The organism is Streptomyces sp. 130, from assembly GCF_007096885.1.
Taxonomy (GTDB): domain Bacteria; phylum Actinomycetota; class Actinomycetes; order Streptomycetales; family Streptomycetaceae; genus Streptomyces.
This window is the reverse complement of the sequence record NZ_VJNO01000015.1, coordinates 107,229-121,346: the sequence shown is the minus strand read 5'-3', so window position 1 is coordinate 121,346 and position 14,118 is coordinate 107,229. Positions and strand designations below refer to the sequence as shown.

Annotated in this window: 10 protein-coding genes; 7 read left to right on the top strand and 3 right to left on the bottom strand. The window is 72.0% G+C overall.

Annotated features, from left to right (window positions below):
- Positions 1–187: 187 nt before the first annotated feature.
- Positions 188–1,147: a cellulose-binding protein gene (locus FKN01_RS15765; protein WP_260696900.1), complete on the top strand. Its 960-nt coding sequence runs from the start codon at positions 188–190 to the stop codon at positions 1,145–1,147.
- Between the two features lie 7 nt (positions 1,148–1,154).
- Here FKN01_RS15765 and FKN01_RS15760 read toward each other — a convergent pair whose 3' ends face one another.
- Entirely contained in the window at positions 1,155–1,610 is a 456-nt protein-coding gene (locus tag FKN01_RS15760; protein WP_143620806.1) for a MarR family winged helix-turn-helix transcriptional regulator, read from the bottom strand.
- Between the two features lie 150 nt (positions 1,611–1,760).
- Here FKN01_RS15760 and FKN01_RS15755 point away from each other — a divergent pair, with 150 nt between their 5' ends.
- The 4 genes from FKN01_RS15755 to mfd all read left to right on the top strand — a co-directional run bounded on the left by FKN01_RS15755 (position 1,761) and on the right by mfd (position 10,839).
- The gene (locus FKN01_RS15755) at positions 1,761–3,218 is read left to right on the top strand and encodes an MFS transporter (protein ID WP_143620805.1); all 1,458 of its coding nucleotides are present in this window, start codon (positions 1,761–1,763) and stop codon (positions 3,216–3,218) included.
- Between the two features lie 489 nt (positions 3,219–3,707).
- Positions 3,708–4,496 (top strand): ABC transporter ATP-binding protein, encoded by a 789-nt coding sequence (locus FKN01_RS15750; RefSeq protein WP_143620803.1) that lies wholly within the window; start codon positions 3,708–3,710, stop codon positions 4,494–4,496.
- On the top strand, positions 4,493–7,072 hold the full coding sequence (locus FKN01_RS15745) for an ABC transporter permease (protein WP_143620801.1): 2,580 nt from the start codon (positions 4,493–4,495) through the stop codon (positions 7,070–7,072). The genes FKN01_RS15750 and FKN01_RS15745 overlap by 4 nt, the downstream gene beginning before the upstream one ends.
- 236 nt (positions 7,073–7,308) lie before the next feature.
- Entirely contained in the window at positions 7,309–10,839 is a 3,531-nt protein-coding gene (gene mfd, locus FKN01_RS15740; RefSeq protein ID WP_143620800.1) for a transcription-repair coupling factor, read from the top strand.
- Positions 10,840–10,915: 76 nt separating this feature from the next.
- Here mfd and FKN01_RS15735 read toward each other — a convergent pair whose 3' ends face one another.
- Together FKN01_RS15735 and FKN01_RS15730 are read right to left on the bottom strand one after the other, a co-directional pair.
- Complete coding sequence (locus tag FKN01_RS15735) at positions 10,916–12,097, bottom strand: GDSL-type esterase/lipase family protein (protein WP_185992853.1); 1,182 nt, start codon at positions 12,095–12,097, stop codon at positions 10,916–10,918.
- Between the two features lie 150 nt (positions 12,098–12,247).
- Entirely contained in the window at positions 12,248–12,634 is a 387-nt protein-coding gene (locus tag FKN01_RS15730) for an ATP-binding protein (RefSeq protein ID WP_143620798.1), read from the bottom strand.
- Between the two features lie 161 nt (positions 12,635–12,795).
- On the opposite strand from FKN01_RS15730, the gene FKN01_RS15725 reads away from it, so the two are divergent.
- The gene (locus FKN01_RS15725; RefSeq protein ID WP_143620796.1) at positions 12,796–13,338 is read left to right on the top strand and encodes a GntR family transcriptional regulator; all 543 of its coding nucleotides are present in this window, start codon (positions 12,796–12,798) and stop codon (positions 13,336–13,338) included.
- Positions 13,335–14,114, top strand: coding sequence for a GntR family transcriptional regulator (locus tag FKN01_RS15720; RefSeq protein WP_143620794.1), 780 nt, complete (start codon positions 13,335–13,337; stop codon positions 14,112–14,114). The genes FKN01_RS15725 and FKN01_RS15720 overlap by 4 nt, the downstream gene beginning before the upstream one ends.
- Positions 14,115–14,118: the final 4 nt, after the last annotated feature.

Sequence of the window (14,118 nt, the reverse complement as noted above, 5' to 3'; positions counted from 1 at the left end):
GCGCTGGGCGGGGTGCCCGGTCCCTTTCGGGGGGCCGGGCACCCCGCCTTTTCCGTGTGTGATGCCGGTCGCTTCCGTCCGGAAAGCGCCGCATCGATTCCGACTTCACGGCCAATTGCCGCATCCTTGACCTATCGCTCGGTGGCCGGAGCGTCGGATTCGGGAAGATCGGAAAGAGGCGTCAGGGATGAGTTCTGCACCGGTGTCCGCGTACGGGTTCGTCGGTGTGCGGGGGCGTGGGTACCGCCCGGAGCAGGTGGACCGTGCGGTGGCGGCGCTGTCCGCGGAGCGCGACGAGGCCGTGGCGCGGGTGGCCCGGCTGACGGAGCGGGCGGAGGAGCTGGCGGCGGAGTCGGCCCGGCTGGCGGAGGCGGTGGCGCGGCTGGCCCCGCCGGACTACGGGCCGCTGGGGGAGCGGGCGCTGCGGATTCTGGCCCTGGCGGAGGAGGAGGCCGGGGAGCTCCTGCGCGCGGCGGGGGAGGAGGCGCACGCGCTGCGGGACGAGGCGGACGCGGCGGCCCGGGCCCTGCGGGACGCGGCGCGCGCGGACGCGGAGGCGGTCCGGGCGGCGGCGGAGAGTGCGGCCGGTGAGCTGGTGGGGGCGGCGCGGGCGGCGGCCGGTGAGGCGCTGGAGGCGGCTCGTGCGGAGGCGGTGCGGCTGCGCGAGGAGGCGGAGTCCGCGATGGCGGCGACCCGTAGCCGTACGGCGAGCGTGCTGGCGCATCAGGAGCAGGAGCACGCCGAGCGGCTGAAGGCGGCGGAGCGGGAGCTCGCGGACGCGGAGGCGGCGCAGGCCGCGGAGCACGCCGGGCTGCTGGAGCGCGCGGAGGCGGATCTCGCGGCGGCGCGCCGGGCCCGGGCGGAGGCGGAGGAGGCCGCGCGGCACGGTCAGGAGGACGCGGAGGCGCGGGCGGCCGAGCTGATCGCGCGGGCGCGGGTGCGTGAGGAGCGGGTGGTGCGGGAGACCGAGCGCGTGCTGCGGGTGCACGAGGAGGGCCGCGAGGAGGTCCGGGCCCACATGGCTCACGTACGGAGTTCGCTGGCGGCGCTGACGGGCCGGGTGTCCCCGGCGGCGGAACCGGAAGCGGAACGGGCGGCGGAGCCGGAAGCGGAGCCGGAGCCCGCGCGGGAGCGGGCCCGGGGCTGACGGCTCCTCAGGGGCGGGGCCAGGGGCGGCAGGAGAGCTGTTCGATGCTGCTGTTGAAGCGTTTGAGGTAGCCGGCGAAGGCCGCGATGTCCTCGTCGGGCCAGTCGTGCATGACCTGGTCCAGGGAGCGCACGACGCGTTCGCGTTCCGCGTCCAGGAGGCGCGCGCCCTCGTCGGTGATGCGGAATTTGCGGGCCATGCCGCCGTCGGGGTCCGGGATGCGTTCGGCGAGTCCGGCGCGGGTCACGGCGGCGGTCTGGCGGTTGAGGGTGGAGGCGTCGAGGCCGAAGGCGTCGCTGAGTTCGCCGTTGGACATGGGGCCCTGGACGCGCAGCCGGCTCAGCAGGATGTACGCGCTGCGGTCCAGGAGGGCGTATTTGTGGCGTCCGCCGCGGTGGTCGGCGAGGCTGTGGCGGCCGAGCAGCATCTGCTCGTACTCCACCTCTTCCGTGGGCCTGGGCATGGCGACGGCCTCCTGGTTCAGCTGCTTGTGGGCGGCGGTTCATTCTCGCATGGGGTGTGTACGTGGCACATAATGTGTATGACACATTGGGCATGTACGATGCATGTCGCTGTCCCGGCAGGCGGGACCACGCCCCAAGGAGTCCCCCTCATGGATGCCCCCCAGCCGTCGGCGAGGACAGGCGCCATCGTCGCCACCCTGGCCTTCGCCGGCACCGTGGCAGCGGTCATGCAGACCCTGGTCACGCCCCTCATCGCGGAGCTGCCCACGATCCTGGACACCTCGTCCTCCAACGCCGCCTGGGTCATCACCGTGACCCTGCTGGTCTCCGCGGTGTGCGTGCCGGTCTCCGGCCGCCTCGGCGACCTGCTGGGCAAGCGGCGGATGCTGCTCGCCTGCTCGGTGCCGCTGATCGCCGGCTCGGTGGTCTGCGCGCTCTCGTCCTCCGTCGTGCCGATGATCGTCGGGCGCGGGCTCCAGGGCATGGGCATGGGCATGGTGCCGCTCGGGATCGCCCTGCTGCGTGACGTGGTGCCGCCGGAGAAGATGAGCTCGTCCATCGCGCTGGTCAGCGCCTCGCTCGGGATCGGCGGAGCGCTCGGCCTGCCGATCGCCTCGGCGGTCGCCCAGTACGCCAGCTGGCGCGTGCTGTTCTGGGGCTCGGCCGTGCTGGCCGCCGCGATCTGCGCGCTGATCTGGTTCCTGATCCCGGACGTCCCGGCGGGCGCCAAGGGCCAGCGCTTCGACGTGCCCGGCGCGCTCGGCCTCGCGGCCGGCCTGGTCTGCCTGCTCCTCGCCGTCTCCAAGGGCGCCGACTGGGGCTGGGCCTCGACGACGACCATCGGCCTGTTCGCCGCCGCCGTCGTGATCCTGCTCGCCTGGGGCTTCTGGGAGCTGCGCACCACGGACCCGCTGGTGGACCTGCGCACCACGGCCCGCCCCCGGGTGCTCATCACCAACATCGCGTCGCTCTTCGTCGGCTTCGGCATGTACGCCGGCATGCTGATCGCGCCGCAGCTGCTCCAGTTCCCCGAGGCCACCGGCTACGGGCTCGGCCAGACCATGCTCCAGGCCGGTCTGTGGATGGCCCCCGGCGGCATCATGATGATGGTCGTCTCCCCGTTCGGCGGGAAGCTCACCGACGCCCGCGGCCCGAAGTTCACCCTGATTTGCGGCGTCCTCGTCATCGCCGCCGCCTACGGCCTGGGCATCCTGCTGATGGGCTCCGCCTGGGGCCTGATGCTGTTCCTCATGGTCAGCAGCAGCGGCGTCGGCCTCGCGTACGGGGCGATGCCCGCCCTCATCATGAGCGCGGTCCCGGCCTCCGAGACCGCCGCCGCGAACGGCTTCAACACCCTGATGCGCGCCCTCGGCACCTCGGTCGGCGCCGCCGTGATCGGCGCGGTCCTCGCCCAGATGACCACCGAGACGGCCGGCTACACCTTCACCTCCGAGTCCGGCTTCCGCACGGGTCTGGCCCTCGGCTGCGCAGTCGCCCTGATCGCGGTCGCGATCTCCGCCTTCATCCCGGCGGTACGGGGCTCCGCCACGGCCCCCGGCAAGACGGACACCCCGGCCACCCCGGAGACGGCGACGGCCAAGGGCTGACCCTTCACGCACACCCCGGTCCGCCCGGCTCACCGCCCCCGCAGGGGGGCACCGAGCCGGGCGGTCGGCATTCGGCGCGGCCCCCCGCCCCCAGGCCGTGGTGCGCCGCGCTCACTCCGGCCGTCCGCGCGGCACCCGCCTCCCCCGATGCAGGCAGGGCGTCGGCTCCACCCCCCGGCGTGACCCCCTGGGTGCGGTCCCTGAGACCGGGCGCGTCCGGGGGGCCGGCCCCCTAGGGGGAGCTCTGTGCGGTGGGCCAGGGGCCGTTCCTCCCGGTGGAGGACGTGCGGGGCGCGGCCTCTCCGTAGCGTGGTCGTCGTACCGAAGACGTACCGCAGACGCACCGCCGAAGGGCGGACCGCAGGGGGCGGGGTGGGGAAAACCCCACCCGAAGACTGCGCTGGGCACCAGCGCGCCCGACCCCCTCCGCACAGCAGACTTCACAGCAGACGGCGACAACCCGTCGCTGACCGACATAGGAGAAAAACCGTGACAACGGCTGTAACCATTCCCAGGCACGGGGGCACTGGAGGGCGTACGGCCGTGGCTGCGCGGGCGCGGCAGGTCGTCAAGGCGTACGGGTCCGGAGAGACCCGGGTCGTCGCGCTCGACCACGTCGACGTGGACATCGCCCGCGGGCAGTTCACCGCGATCATGGGCCCGTCCGGCTCCGGCAAGTCGACGCTGATGCACTGCCTGGCCGGCCTGGACACCGTGACGTCCGGCCAGATCCACGTCGCCGACACCGAGATCACCGGGCTCAAGGACAAGAAGCTCACCCAGCTCCGGCGCGACCGCATCGGGTTCATCTTCCAGGCGTTCAACCTGCTGCCGACGCTGAACGCGCTGGAGAACATCACGCTGCCGATGGACATCGCCGGCCGCAAGCCCGACTCCGCCTGGCTCGACCAGGTCGTGGAGACCGTCGGCCTGGCCGGCCGCCTCAAGCACCGTCCGACCCAGCTCTCCGGCGGCCAGCAGCAGCGCGTCGCGGTGGCGCGGGCCCTCGCCGCCAAGCCGGAGATCATCTTCGGCGACGAGCCGACCGGGAACCTCGACTCCCGGGCCGGCGCCGAGGTCCTGAGCTTCCTGCGCAGGTCCGTGGACGAGCTGGGCCAGACGATCGTCATGGTCACCCACGACCCGGTCGCCGCCTCCTACGCGGACCGGGTGCTCTACCTCGCCGACGGCCGCATCGTGGACGAGATGCACAACCCCACCGCCGACCAGGTGCTGGACCGCATGAAGGACTTCGACGCGCGCGGGCGGACGTCATGACCGTCTGGAAGACCTCGATGCGCAACTTCCTCGCGCACAAGGGACGCATGGCGCTCTCCGCCGTGGCCGTCCTCCTGTCGGTGGCGTTCGTCTGCGGCACGCTCGTCTTCACCGACACCATGAACACCACGTTCGACAAGCTCTTCGCCGCCACCTCAGCCGATGTCACCGTCAGCCCCGAGAAGGCCGATGTGACCGACATCCCGGAGAACGGGAAGCCCGCGTCGCTGCCCGCCTCCGTGCTCGCGAAGGCCGCGCGGGCCGACGGCGTGAAGAAGGCCGAGGGCGCGGTCTCCAGCTCCTCCGTCACCGTCGTCGACAGCCACAACGAGAACATGGGCTCCGAGACCGGCGCCCCCACCCTCGCCGGCAACTGGACGCAGAACGACCTGCGCTCCATGGAGATCACCTCCGGCCACGCCCCGCGCGGCCCGACCGAGATCATGGTCGACGCCGACACCGCCGAGAAGCACCACCTGAAGATCGGCGACGAGCTGCGCACCATCGCGGCCACCGGCGACCTCAAGGGGAAGATCACCGGCATCGCCGCCTTCAAGGTGACCAACCCGGGCGCGGCCGTCGTCTACCTCGACACCGCCACCGCCCAGCGCGCCCTGCTCGGCGCCCCCGACCGCTTCACCCACCTCTCCATCACCGCCGAACAGGGCGTCAGCGACGCCCAGCTGAAGCGGAACGTGGCCCAGGCGCTCGACGGCTCCGCCGCGTACAAGATCCAGACGCAGGCCGAGGCCGCCGCCGACAACAAGGACTCCATGGGGTCGTTCCTCGACGTCATGAAGTACGCGATGCTCGGCTTCGCCGGGATCGCCTTCCTCGTCGGCATCTTCCTCATCGTCAACACCTTCTCGATGCTGGTCGCCCAGCGCACCCGCGAGATCGGCCTGATGCGGGCCATCGGCTCCAGCCGCAAGCAGGTCAACCGCTCGGTGCTGCTGGAGGCGGTCCTCCTGGGCGTCTTCGGCTCCGTCCTCGGGGTCGGCGCCGGCATCGGGCTCGCCGTCGGGCTGATGAAGGTCATGGGCGCCATCGGCATGGAGCTGTCCACCGAGGACCTGACCATCTCCTGGACGACCCCGGTCGCCGGGCTCGCGCTCGGCATCATCGTCACCGTCCTCGCCGCCTACATCCCGGCCCGCCGGGCCGGCAAGGTCTCCCCGATGGCCGCCCTGCGCGACGCCGGCACCCCGGCGGACGCCAAGTCGGGCTGGGTCCGGGCCGTCCTCGGCCTCGTCGTCACGGGCGCCGGCGCCGCCGCCCTGTGGGCGACGACGCGGGCGGACGAGGCGAGTGACGGCTCCGGCCTCCTCGGTCTGGGCGTCCTGCTGACGCTCGTCGGCTTCATCGTGATCGGCCCGCTGCTCGCCGGAGTCGTCGTACGGGCGCTGAGCGCCGTCCTGCTGCGGTTCTTCGGCCCGGTCGGCCGGCTCGCCGAGCGCAACGCCCTGCGCAACCCGCGCCGCACCGGCGCCACCGGCGCGGCCCTGATGATCGGCCTCGCCCTGGTGGCCTGCCTGTCCGTGGTCGGCTCGTCCATGGTCGCCTCGGCCACCGACGAGCTGGAGAAGTCGGTGGGCGCGGACTTCATCGTCCAGTCGGCCAACGGCCAGCTGATCGTCCCGCAGGCCGCCGAGGCCCTGGCCTCCGCCCCGGGCATCGACCACCTCACCCACTACAAGGTCCTCGCCGCGAAGCTGACCGGCCCGGACGGCAAGGCGTCCGAGGAGCACGTCACGGCGGCCGACCCGTCGTACGCCCAGGACGTGCGCCGCGTGGTCCTGTCCGGCGACCTGGACAAGGCGTACGGCAAGGACGCCATGTCGGTGGGCGAGGGGTACGCCACCGCGCACCACATCGAGGTCGGTGACACGATCACCGTCGCCTTCGAGGCGGGCGCCGAGGCGAAGCTGAAGGTCGCCGCGATCACCTCGGACGAGACCGCCCTCGACCAGGGCGCGATGTACCTGAACACCTCGACCGCCCAGCGGTACGTCCCCGCCGACGAGATGCCCCAGAACATGCTCATGTTCGCCAAGGCGAAGGACGGCCAGGAGGACGCGGCGTACGCGGCGCTGAAGAGCGCGGTCGCGGACTACCCGCAGTACGAGGTGCAGAATCAGGCCGACTTCAAGGAGGATCTGAAGGACCAGATCGGCCAGCTCCTGAACGTCGTGTACGGGCTGCTCGCCCTGGCGATCATCGTCGCGGTGCTCGGTGTGGTGAACACCCTGGCCCTGTCGGTGGTCGAGCGGACCCGCGAGATCGGCCTGATGCGTGCCATCGGCCTCTCCCGCCGCCAGCTGCGCCGCATGATCCGGCTGGAGTCCGTGGTCATCGCCCTCTTCGGCGCCCTGCTCGGCCTCGGCCTGGGCATGGGCTGGGGCACCTCGGCCCAGAAGCTGCTGGCCCTGGAGGGCCTGGGCGTCCTGGACATCCCGTGGCCGACCATCGTCACGGTGTTCGTCGCCTCCGCCTTCGTCGGCCTGTTCGCGGCCCTGGTCCCGGCCTTCCGGGCGGGCCGGATGAACGTCCTGAACGCGATCGCCACGGACGGGTGAGACGGACGGCCGCGGACTGACCGGATCCGGCCCCGGCGCGCTCCTCGGAGCACGCCGGGGCCGGTGCGTGTGCGGCCTGCGGGGCCCCGGTCGCGCAAGCGGCGGTCCTCCCCGGGTCGTACGCTGGAACCCCCGGTGCGTTTCACGTGTCGGGCCCTTCGCGTTGCCCCCGGGGCAGCGCGCCCTGGCGGCAGCCGGCCGTCAGGCCCTTCTCCTCACCCGGACGGAAGCCCTCCATGAGCCTGAACGGTCTGCTGGACGTCGTCGTACGTGATCCGGCGCTCGACGAAGCGGTGAAGGCCGCCGGTGACGGCCACCGGATGCACATCGACCTGGTGGGTCCGCCCGCCGCGCGGCCCTTCGCCGTCGCCGCGCTGGCCCGGGACGCCGGGCGCACGGTCCTCGCGGTCACCGCGACCGGCCGGGAGGCGGAGGACCTGGCGGCGGCGCTGCGCACCATGCTGCCGCCGGACACGATCGCGGAGTTCCCGTCCTGGGAGACCCTGCCGCACGAGCGCCTGTCGCCCCGCTCGGACACCGTGGGCCGCCGGCTCGCCGTGCTGCGGCGCCTGGCGCACCCGCGCGCCGACGACCCGGAGACCGGGCCGGTCTCCGTCGTCGTCGCGCCGATCCGCTCCGTGCTCCAGCCGCAGGTCAAGGGGCTCGCGGACCTGGAGCCCGTGTCGCTGCGCACCGGGCAGAGCGCGGACCTCGGCGAGACCGTGGAGGCGCTGGCGGCAGCCGCCTACGCCCGGGTCGAACTGGTCGAGAAGCGCGGCGAGTTCGCGGTGCGCGGCGGCATCCTGGACGTGTTCCCGCCCACCGAGGAGCACCCGCTGCGGGTGGAGTTCTGGGGCGACGACGTCGAGGAGATCCGGTACTTCAAGATCGCCGACCAGCGGTCCCTGGAGGTCGCCGAGCACGGCCTGTGGGCGCCGCCCTGCCGTGAGCTCCTGCTGACGGACGAGGTGCGGGAGCGGGCCGCCGCGCTCGCCGAGGCCCACCCGGAGCTGGGCGAGCTGCTCCACAAGATCGCCGAGGGCATCGCGGTGGAGGGCATGGAGTCCCTGGCGCCGGTCCTCGTGGACGACATGGAGCTGCTGCTCGACGTGCTGCCCGAGGGCGCGATGGCCGTCGTCTGCGACCCTGAGCGGGTCCGGACCCGGGCCGCGGACCTGGTCGCGACCAGCCAGGAGTTCCTGCAGGCGTCGTGGGCGGCGACGGCGGGCGGCGGCGAGGCCCCGATCGACGTCGGCGCGGCCTCGCTGCGGGGCATCGCGGACGTCCGCGAGCGGGCCCGTGAGCTGGACATGATGTGGTGGTCGATCTCCCCGTTCGCCGCGGACGCGGAGCTGGACGCGGACACGCTGGCGCTCGGGATGCAGGCGCCGGAGATGTACCGGGGGGACACCGCGCGGGCGTTCGCCGACACCAAGGGCCGGCTGGCCGACGGCTGGCGCACGGTGTACGTCACGGAGGGCCAGGGGCTCGCCTCCCGTACGGTCGAGATGCTGGGCGGCGAGGGGATCGCGGCCCGGCTCGACCCGGACCTGGACGAGATCTCCCCGTCCGTGGTGCACGTCTCGTGCGGGGCCATCGACCACGGCTTCGTCCACCCCGGCCTGAAGCTCGCCGTGCTCACGGAGACCGACCTCACCGGGCAGCGCACCGCCACCAAGGACCTGGGCCGGATGCCGGTGCGGCGGCGCAAGACGATCGACCCGCTGACGCTGGAGACCGGCGACTACATCGTGCACGAGCAGCACGGCGTGGGCCGCTACATCGAGATGGTGCAGCGCACGGTGCAGGGGGCGACGCGCGAGTATCTGCTGGTCGAGTACGCCCCCGCCAAGCGCGGGCAGCCCGGTGACCGGCTGTACATCCCGACCGACCAGCTGGAGCAGGTCACCAAGTACGTCGGCGGCGAGGCCCCGACCCTGCACCGGCTCGGCGGCGCGGACTGGACGAAGACGAAGGCGCGCGCCAAGAAGGCCGTCAAGGAGATCGCCGCCGACCTGATCAAGCTGTACTCGGCCCGGATGGCGGCCCCCGGCCACACCTTCGGCCCGGACACGCCCTGGCAGCGCGAGCTGGAGGACGCGTTCCCGTACGCGGAGACGCCCGACCAGCTGACGACGATCGCCGAGGTCAAGGAGGACATGGAGAAGTCGGTCCCGATGGACCGGTTGATCTGCGGCGACGTGGGGTACGGCAAGACGGAGATCGCGGTCCGCGCCGCGTTCAAGGCGGTCCAGGACGGGAAGCAGGTCGCCGTCCTCGTGCCCACCACGCTGCTCGTGCAGCAGCACTACGGCACGTTCACCGAGCGCTATTCCCAGTTCCCCGTCAACGTACGCGCGCTCAGCCGCTTCCAGTCGGAGGCCGAGTCCAAGGCGACGCTCGCGGGGCTGAAGGACGGCTCCGTCGACCTGGTCATCGGCACCCACCGCCTGTTCTCCTCGGAGACGAAGTTCAAGGACCTGGGCCTCGTCATCGTGGACGAGGAGCAGCGGTTCGGCGTCGAGCACAAGGAGCAGCTGAAGAAGCTCCGCGCCAACGTGGACGTGCTGACCATGTCCGCGACGCCCATCCCCCGTACGCTGGAGATGGCGGTCACCGGCATCCGCGAGATGTCCACGATCACCACCCCGCCCGAGGAGCGCCACCCGGTCCTGACCTTCGTCGGGCCGTACGAGGAGAAGCAGATCGGTGCCGCGATCCGGCGTGAACTGCTGCGCGAGGGCCAGGCGTTCTACATCCACAACCGGGTCGAGTCGATCGACCGGGCGGCGGCGCGGCTGCGCGAGATCGTGCCCGAGGCGCGGATCGCCACGGCGCACGGCCAGATGACCGAACAGGCCCTGGAGCAGGTCGTGGTGGACTTCTGGGAGAAGAAGTTCGACGTGCTGGTCTCCACGACGATCGTGGAGTCGGGCATCGACATCTCCAACGCGAACACGCTGATCGTGGAGCGCGGCGACAACTTCGGCCTCTCCCAGCTGCACCAGCTGCGCGGCCGGGTGGGCCGTGGCCGCGACCGGGGCTACGCGTACTTCCTGTACCCGCCGGAGAAGCCGCTGACGGAGACCGCCCACGAGCGCCTGGCGACGATCGCCCAGCACACCGAGATGGGCGCGGGCATGTACGTCGCCATGAAGGACCTGGAGATCCGCGGCGCGGGCAACCTGCTCGGCGGTGAGCAGTCCGGCCACATCGCGGGCGTCGGCTTCGACCTGTACGTACGCATGGTGGGCGAGGCGGTCGCCGACTACCGGGCGTCCCTGGAGGGCGGCGTGGAGGAGGAGCCGCCGCTGGAGGTCAAGATCGAGCTCCCGGTCGACGCGCACGTCCCGCACGACTACGCCCCCGGCGAGCGGCTGCGCCTCCAGGCGTACCGTTCGATCGCGTCGGCGTCCTCGGAGGACGACATCAAGGCGGTCCGCGAGGAGCTGACCGACCGCTACGGCAAGCTTCCGGAGCCGGTCGAGAACCTGCTCCTGGTGGCCGGGCTGCGCATGCTGGCCCGCGCGTGCGGGGTCGGCGACATCGTGCTCCAGGGCCCGAACATCCGCTTCGCGCCGGTGGAACTGCGCGAGTCCCAGGAGCTGCGCCTGAAGCGGCTGTACCCGAAGACGGTCATCAAGCCGGCGGTCCACCAGATCCTGGTGCCGCGCCCGACGACGGGCAAGATCGGCGGAAAGCCGGTGGTGGGACGCGAACTGCTGGCGTGGACGGGGGAGTTCCTCACGACGATCCTGGGGTCGTGACGCCCGGGGGACGGTAACGGGAACGGGTGCGGTACGCCGACGGCGTACCGCACCCGTTCCCGTTCTCGCGAAGGTGTCAGCCGATGGAGTCCAACCGCATCGCGGCGGGGCCCTGGCCCGGGGTGTTGGTGCAGCGGCGGTCGCCCGAGGGCTGTTCCAGCTGGAGGGTCAGGCAGGTGCCGAGGGCCTGCTGGCCGTAGCGGTTGGGGTGCAGGGACTCCTGCTGCTGGCCCTGCCCGTAGCCGGAGGTGACGAAGCGGATCCACTCGCTGGTGTCACCGGAGGGGGCGTGGGTGGCGTCGGCCTGCCGGGTGGAGGTCGAGCACACCTCGCGGCCTTCGAACGACCGGGACAGGTCCAGGAACTCCGCGCCGCCCTCGTCGGCCGCGTCCGCCAGGACCGAGCTGATCTCCGGGACCAGCTCGTCGTGCGCCCAGGTGAGGTCCTTGTCGAAGAAGGGGCAGCCGCCGGACTTGAGCCGGTCGTACTTCTCGCCGGGGTAGCGGATGCGGCCGGCGTCCGGGAGCGGGGAGGGGTACGACTGGAGGATCAGCCGGTACGAGCCGGCCGGGTGGCCCGCCCGGTCGAGCGCGGTCCGCACGTCGGCCAGGGTGTTCACGGCCGCCTGCCGCACGCCGGGCAGGCGCTCGGCGACCTGCTCGGCCGCGTCCGGTGCGCACGGCTTGCCGCCGAAGGGCTTGACGAACTCGGTCGCGCAGCCGGTGATGATGTCGGAGAAGCCGAGGTCGTTGCCGCCGATCGACACGACGACCGCGTGCACCGCCCGGCCGATCGCCACGTCCTCCAGCTCCCTGGCCTGCGAGCGCTCGCCCTTGAACGGCGCGCCGCCGCTCTCCGGGAGGAGCACCGCCTTCGAGGTCGCGCCCGAGCAGGCGAGGTTGAGGCGGCTGACGTCGAGCGTGACGGACTGGACCTCGGCCACGTCGGAGCGGTTGCAGCCGTTGTCGTAGGACGACCCGTACACCCGGTACGGGTCGCTCTTACGGGTCGCCGGGTCCCAGGCCCGGTCGGTGCCGGAGTATCCGTTGGCGCTCTGGTTGCTGTTGCCTGCCCAGCGCCCGGCCTCACCGGAGATGAAGCTGTCGCCCACGGACACCAGCAGGGGCGCCTCGGCGGCGGCCGGCACCGCACGGGAGCCGGAGGCGGAGGCGGGCAGCGCGCCCGAGACGGTGAGCGCGCACAGGGTGGCTGCTGCGGCGGCGAGGGCCTTGGAACGTCGTGAGGGAGAAATGATCATGCGTTGGTTGTCGGCAGCCGGGCGGAGGGGAATGAAGTGCGATCGCTCGTTTGCAGCCGAATGGACCAGTTGTGGAGGCGAGTTGTTGACCGGGGGCGACAGGAGAGGTCGGGACTGATCACGCCCATGGCGAAACGCGAGAGTTGACCCTCATGACGAGGTCTTGAAGATCAGCCATACGGTCTTGCCGACGACGTGGTCATCGACTCCGAAGTCGTCGGCGAGTTCCCGGACGAGGTGCAGGCCGCGGCCGGAGCAGGCGACTTCAGCGGCCTGCTGGACGCGTGGTTGACCGGGTCCGCTGTCGCGGACCTCCAGCCGTACCTGGTCCTCGGCCCGGTGGAGCGCGACGCTGAACTCGCGGCCGGGCGGCACACCGTGCAGCAATGCGTTGGTGGCGAGTTCCGAGACGCACAGCCTTATGTTTTCGATCAAGGTGTGGAGCTGCCACTCGGCGAGGACGCCGGTAACGAACGCGCGTGAGGCACCGACAGAGGTGCGCCTGCGGGTGAAGCGTCGTTGCTGCACCAGGGACACGGGGGTTCACCGCCTTGCTTGCGGGTTGTAACGTGGCGACGATCTTACTGCTATTCGTGAAAGGCGGCAAGGTGCTCTCTGGTGGGGAGGCGACTGGGCCTCCCGTCCGGAGATGAGGCACGCTGGGTGTCGTGTCGGTGGGAGCTGCGGAGGAGAAGCGCATGGGCGGTAATGAATGGGTCAGTACGTCGACGCCCTACCTCGCCGCGCCCTCCGGCGCTCCGGGCGACACCTGGGCGGCCGAGGCCGCCGCCGAGGGGCGCCGGGGGAGCCAGCGCATCGTCCAGGCGGGCGAGGTGGAGGCCCCGGAAGTGGTCGCGGAGCTGCTCGGGGTGGCGGCCGGGGAGAGCGTCGTCGCCCGACGCAGGATCATGTACCTCGACGGCGAGCCCTGCGAGTTGACGGACACCTACTACCCGCTGGCCATCGCGGGCGGCACCGGCCTCGCCGGGACGGCCAGGATCCCCGGTGGGGCGGTCAGGCTCCTGGCGGAGCTGGGCCACGTCGGCGTACGCGTACGTGAAGAGGTGACCGCGCGGCGGGCGACCGGGTCCGAGGCCGAGCAGCTGGCGATGCCGGAGGGAGACCCGGTCCTCCAACTGACGCGGCTCACCCTGGACGAGGCCGGCCGGCCCATTCAGGTCGACGTCATGGCCATGCCCCCGCGACGCCAGAAGCTGCGTTACGAGACCAGGATCGGATGACCGTGCCCAGACCCGAAGCCGACGCCGCCGACCGACGTTCCCTGCATGAGCGGATCGCGGCCGATCTCAGGGACCAGATCATGGGCGGAGACCTCGCGCCCGGCGCGAACCTGCCCTCGACGGCCCACCTCAAGCAGCGGTTCGACGCCTCGAACGCCACGGTCCAGGAGGCGGTGCAGCTGCTCAAGGACGAGGGGCTGGTGATCGGCAGGGCGGGTGCGTCGGTGACCGTCCGCGAGCACCGCCAGCGGACCGTTCGCCCGGCCGCGTCCATGGCCCCGGCAGGTGCGGGGGAACCGTACCGCTGGCTGACCGAAGCGACGAAGGGCGGCTCCCGGGCTCACAGCACGCTGCTCGAAGTCGCCGAGGTCCAGCCACCGGCGGATGTCGCGGAGGCGTTGAGGCTTCCGGGAGGTGATCCGGCACTGCTGCGGCGCCAGCTGCTCGTGATCGATGACGAACCCGCCGAGCTCGTTGCCTCGTACTACCCGCTGGACATCGTCAGCGGCACGGCAATGACGGCTCGCCGCAAGATCCCGGGTGGAACCCCGACGCTTCTCGCGGAGCTGGGGTACCCGCCACGGCTCAGCGTCGACCGCGTGTCCGCACGGGTGCCCACCCAGGAGCAGTACCAGGCGCTGCGCCTGCCCGGAGGGCTGCCGGTGCTGCGTACGCTGCGCGTGGTCTACAGCGAGGACGAGCGGCCCATCGAGGCCACGGTCATGGTGAAGGCCGGGCATCTGTACGAGGTCCAGTACGAGTTCACGGCCGAATAGGCCC

Excerpts from the sequence above, each read along its gene's own strand:
- FKN01_RS15755 (WP_143620805.1), top strand. The coding sequence starts at position 1,761 with ATGGATGCCCCCCAGCCGTCGGCGAGGACAGGCGCCATCGTCGCCACC.
- FKN01_RS15720 (WP_143620794.1), top strand. The coding sequence starts at position 13,335 with ATGACCGTGCCCAGACCCGAAGCCGACGCCGCCGACCGACGTTCCCTG.
- FKN01_RS15745 (WP_143620801.1), top strand. The coding sequence starts at position 4,493 with ATGACCGTCTGGAAGACCTCGATGCGCAACTTCCTCGCGCACAAGGGA.
- FKN01_RS15735 (WP_185992853.1), bottom strand. The coding sequence starts at position 12,097 with ATGATCATTTCTCCCTCACGACGTTCCAAGGCCCTCGCCGCCGCAGCA.
- FKN01_RS15765 (WP_260696900.1), top strand. The coding sequence starts at position 188 with ATGAGTTCTGCACCGGTGTCCGCGTACGGGTTCGTCGGTGTGCGGGGG.
- mfd (WP_143620800.1), top strand. The coding sequence starts at position 7,309 with ATGAGCCTGAACGGTCTGCTGGACGTCGTCGTACGTGATCCGGCGCTC.
- FKN01_RS15725 (WP_143620796.1), top strand. The coding sequence starts at position 12,796 with ATGGGCGGTAATGAATGGGTCAGTACGTCGACGCCCTACCTCGCCGCG.
- FKN01_RS15760 (WP_143620806.1), bottom strand. The coding sequence starts at position 1,610 with ATGCCCAGGCCCACGGAAGAGGTGGAGTACGAGCAGATGCTGCTCGGC.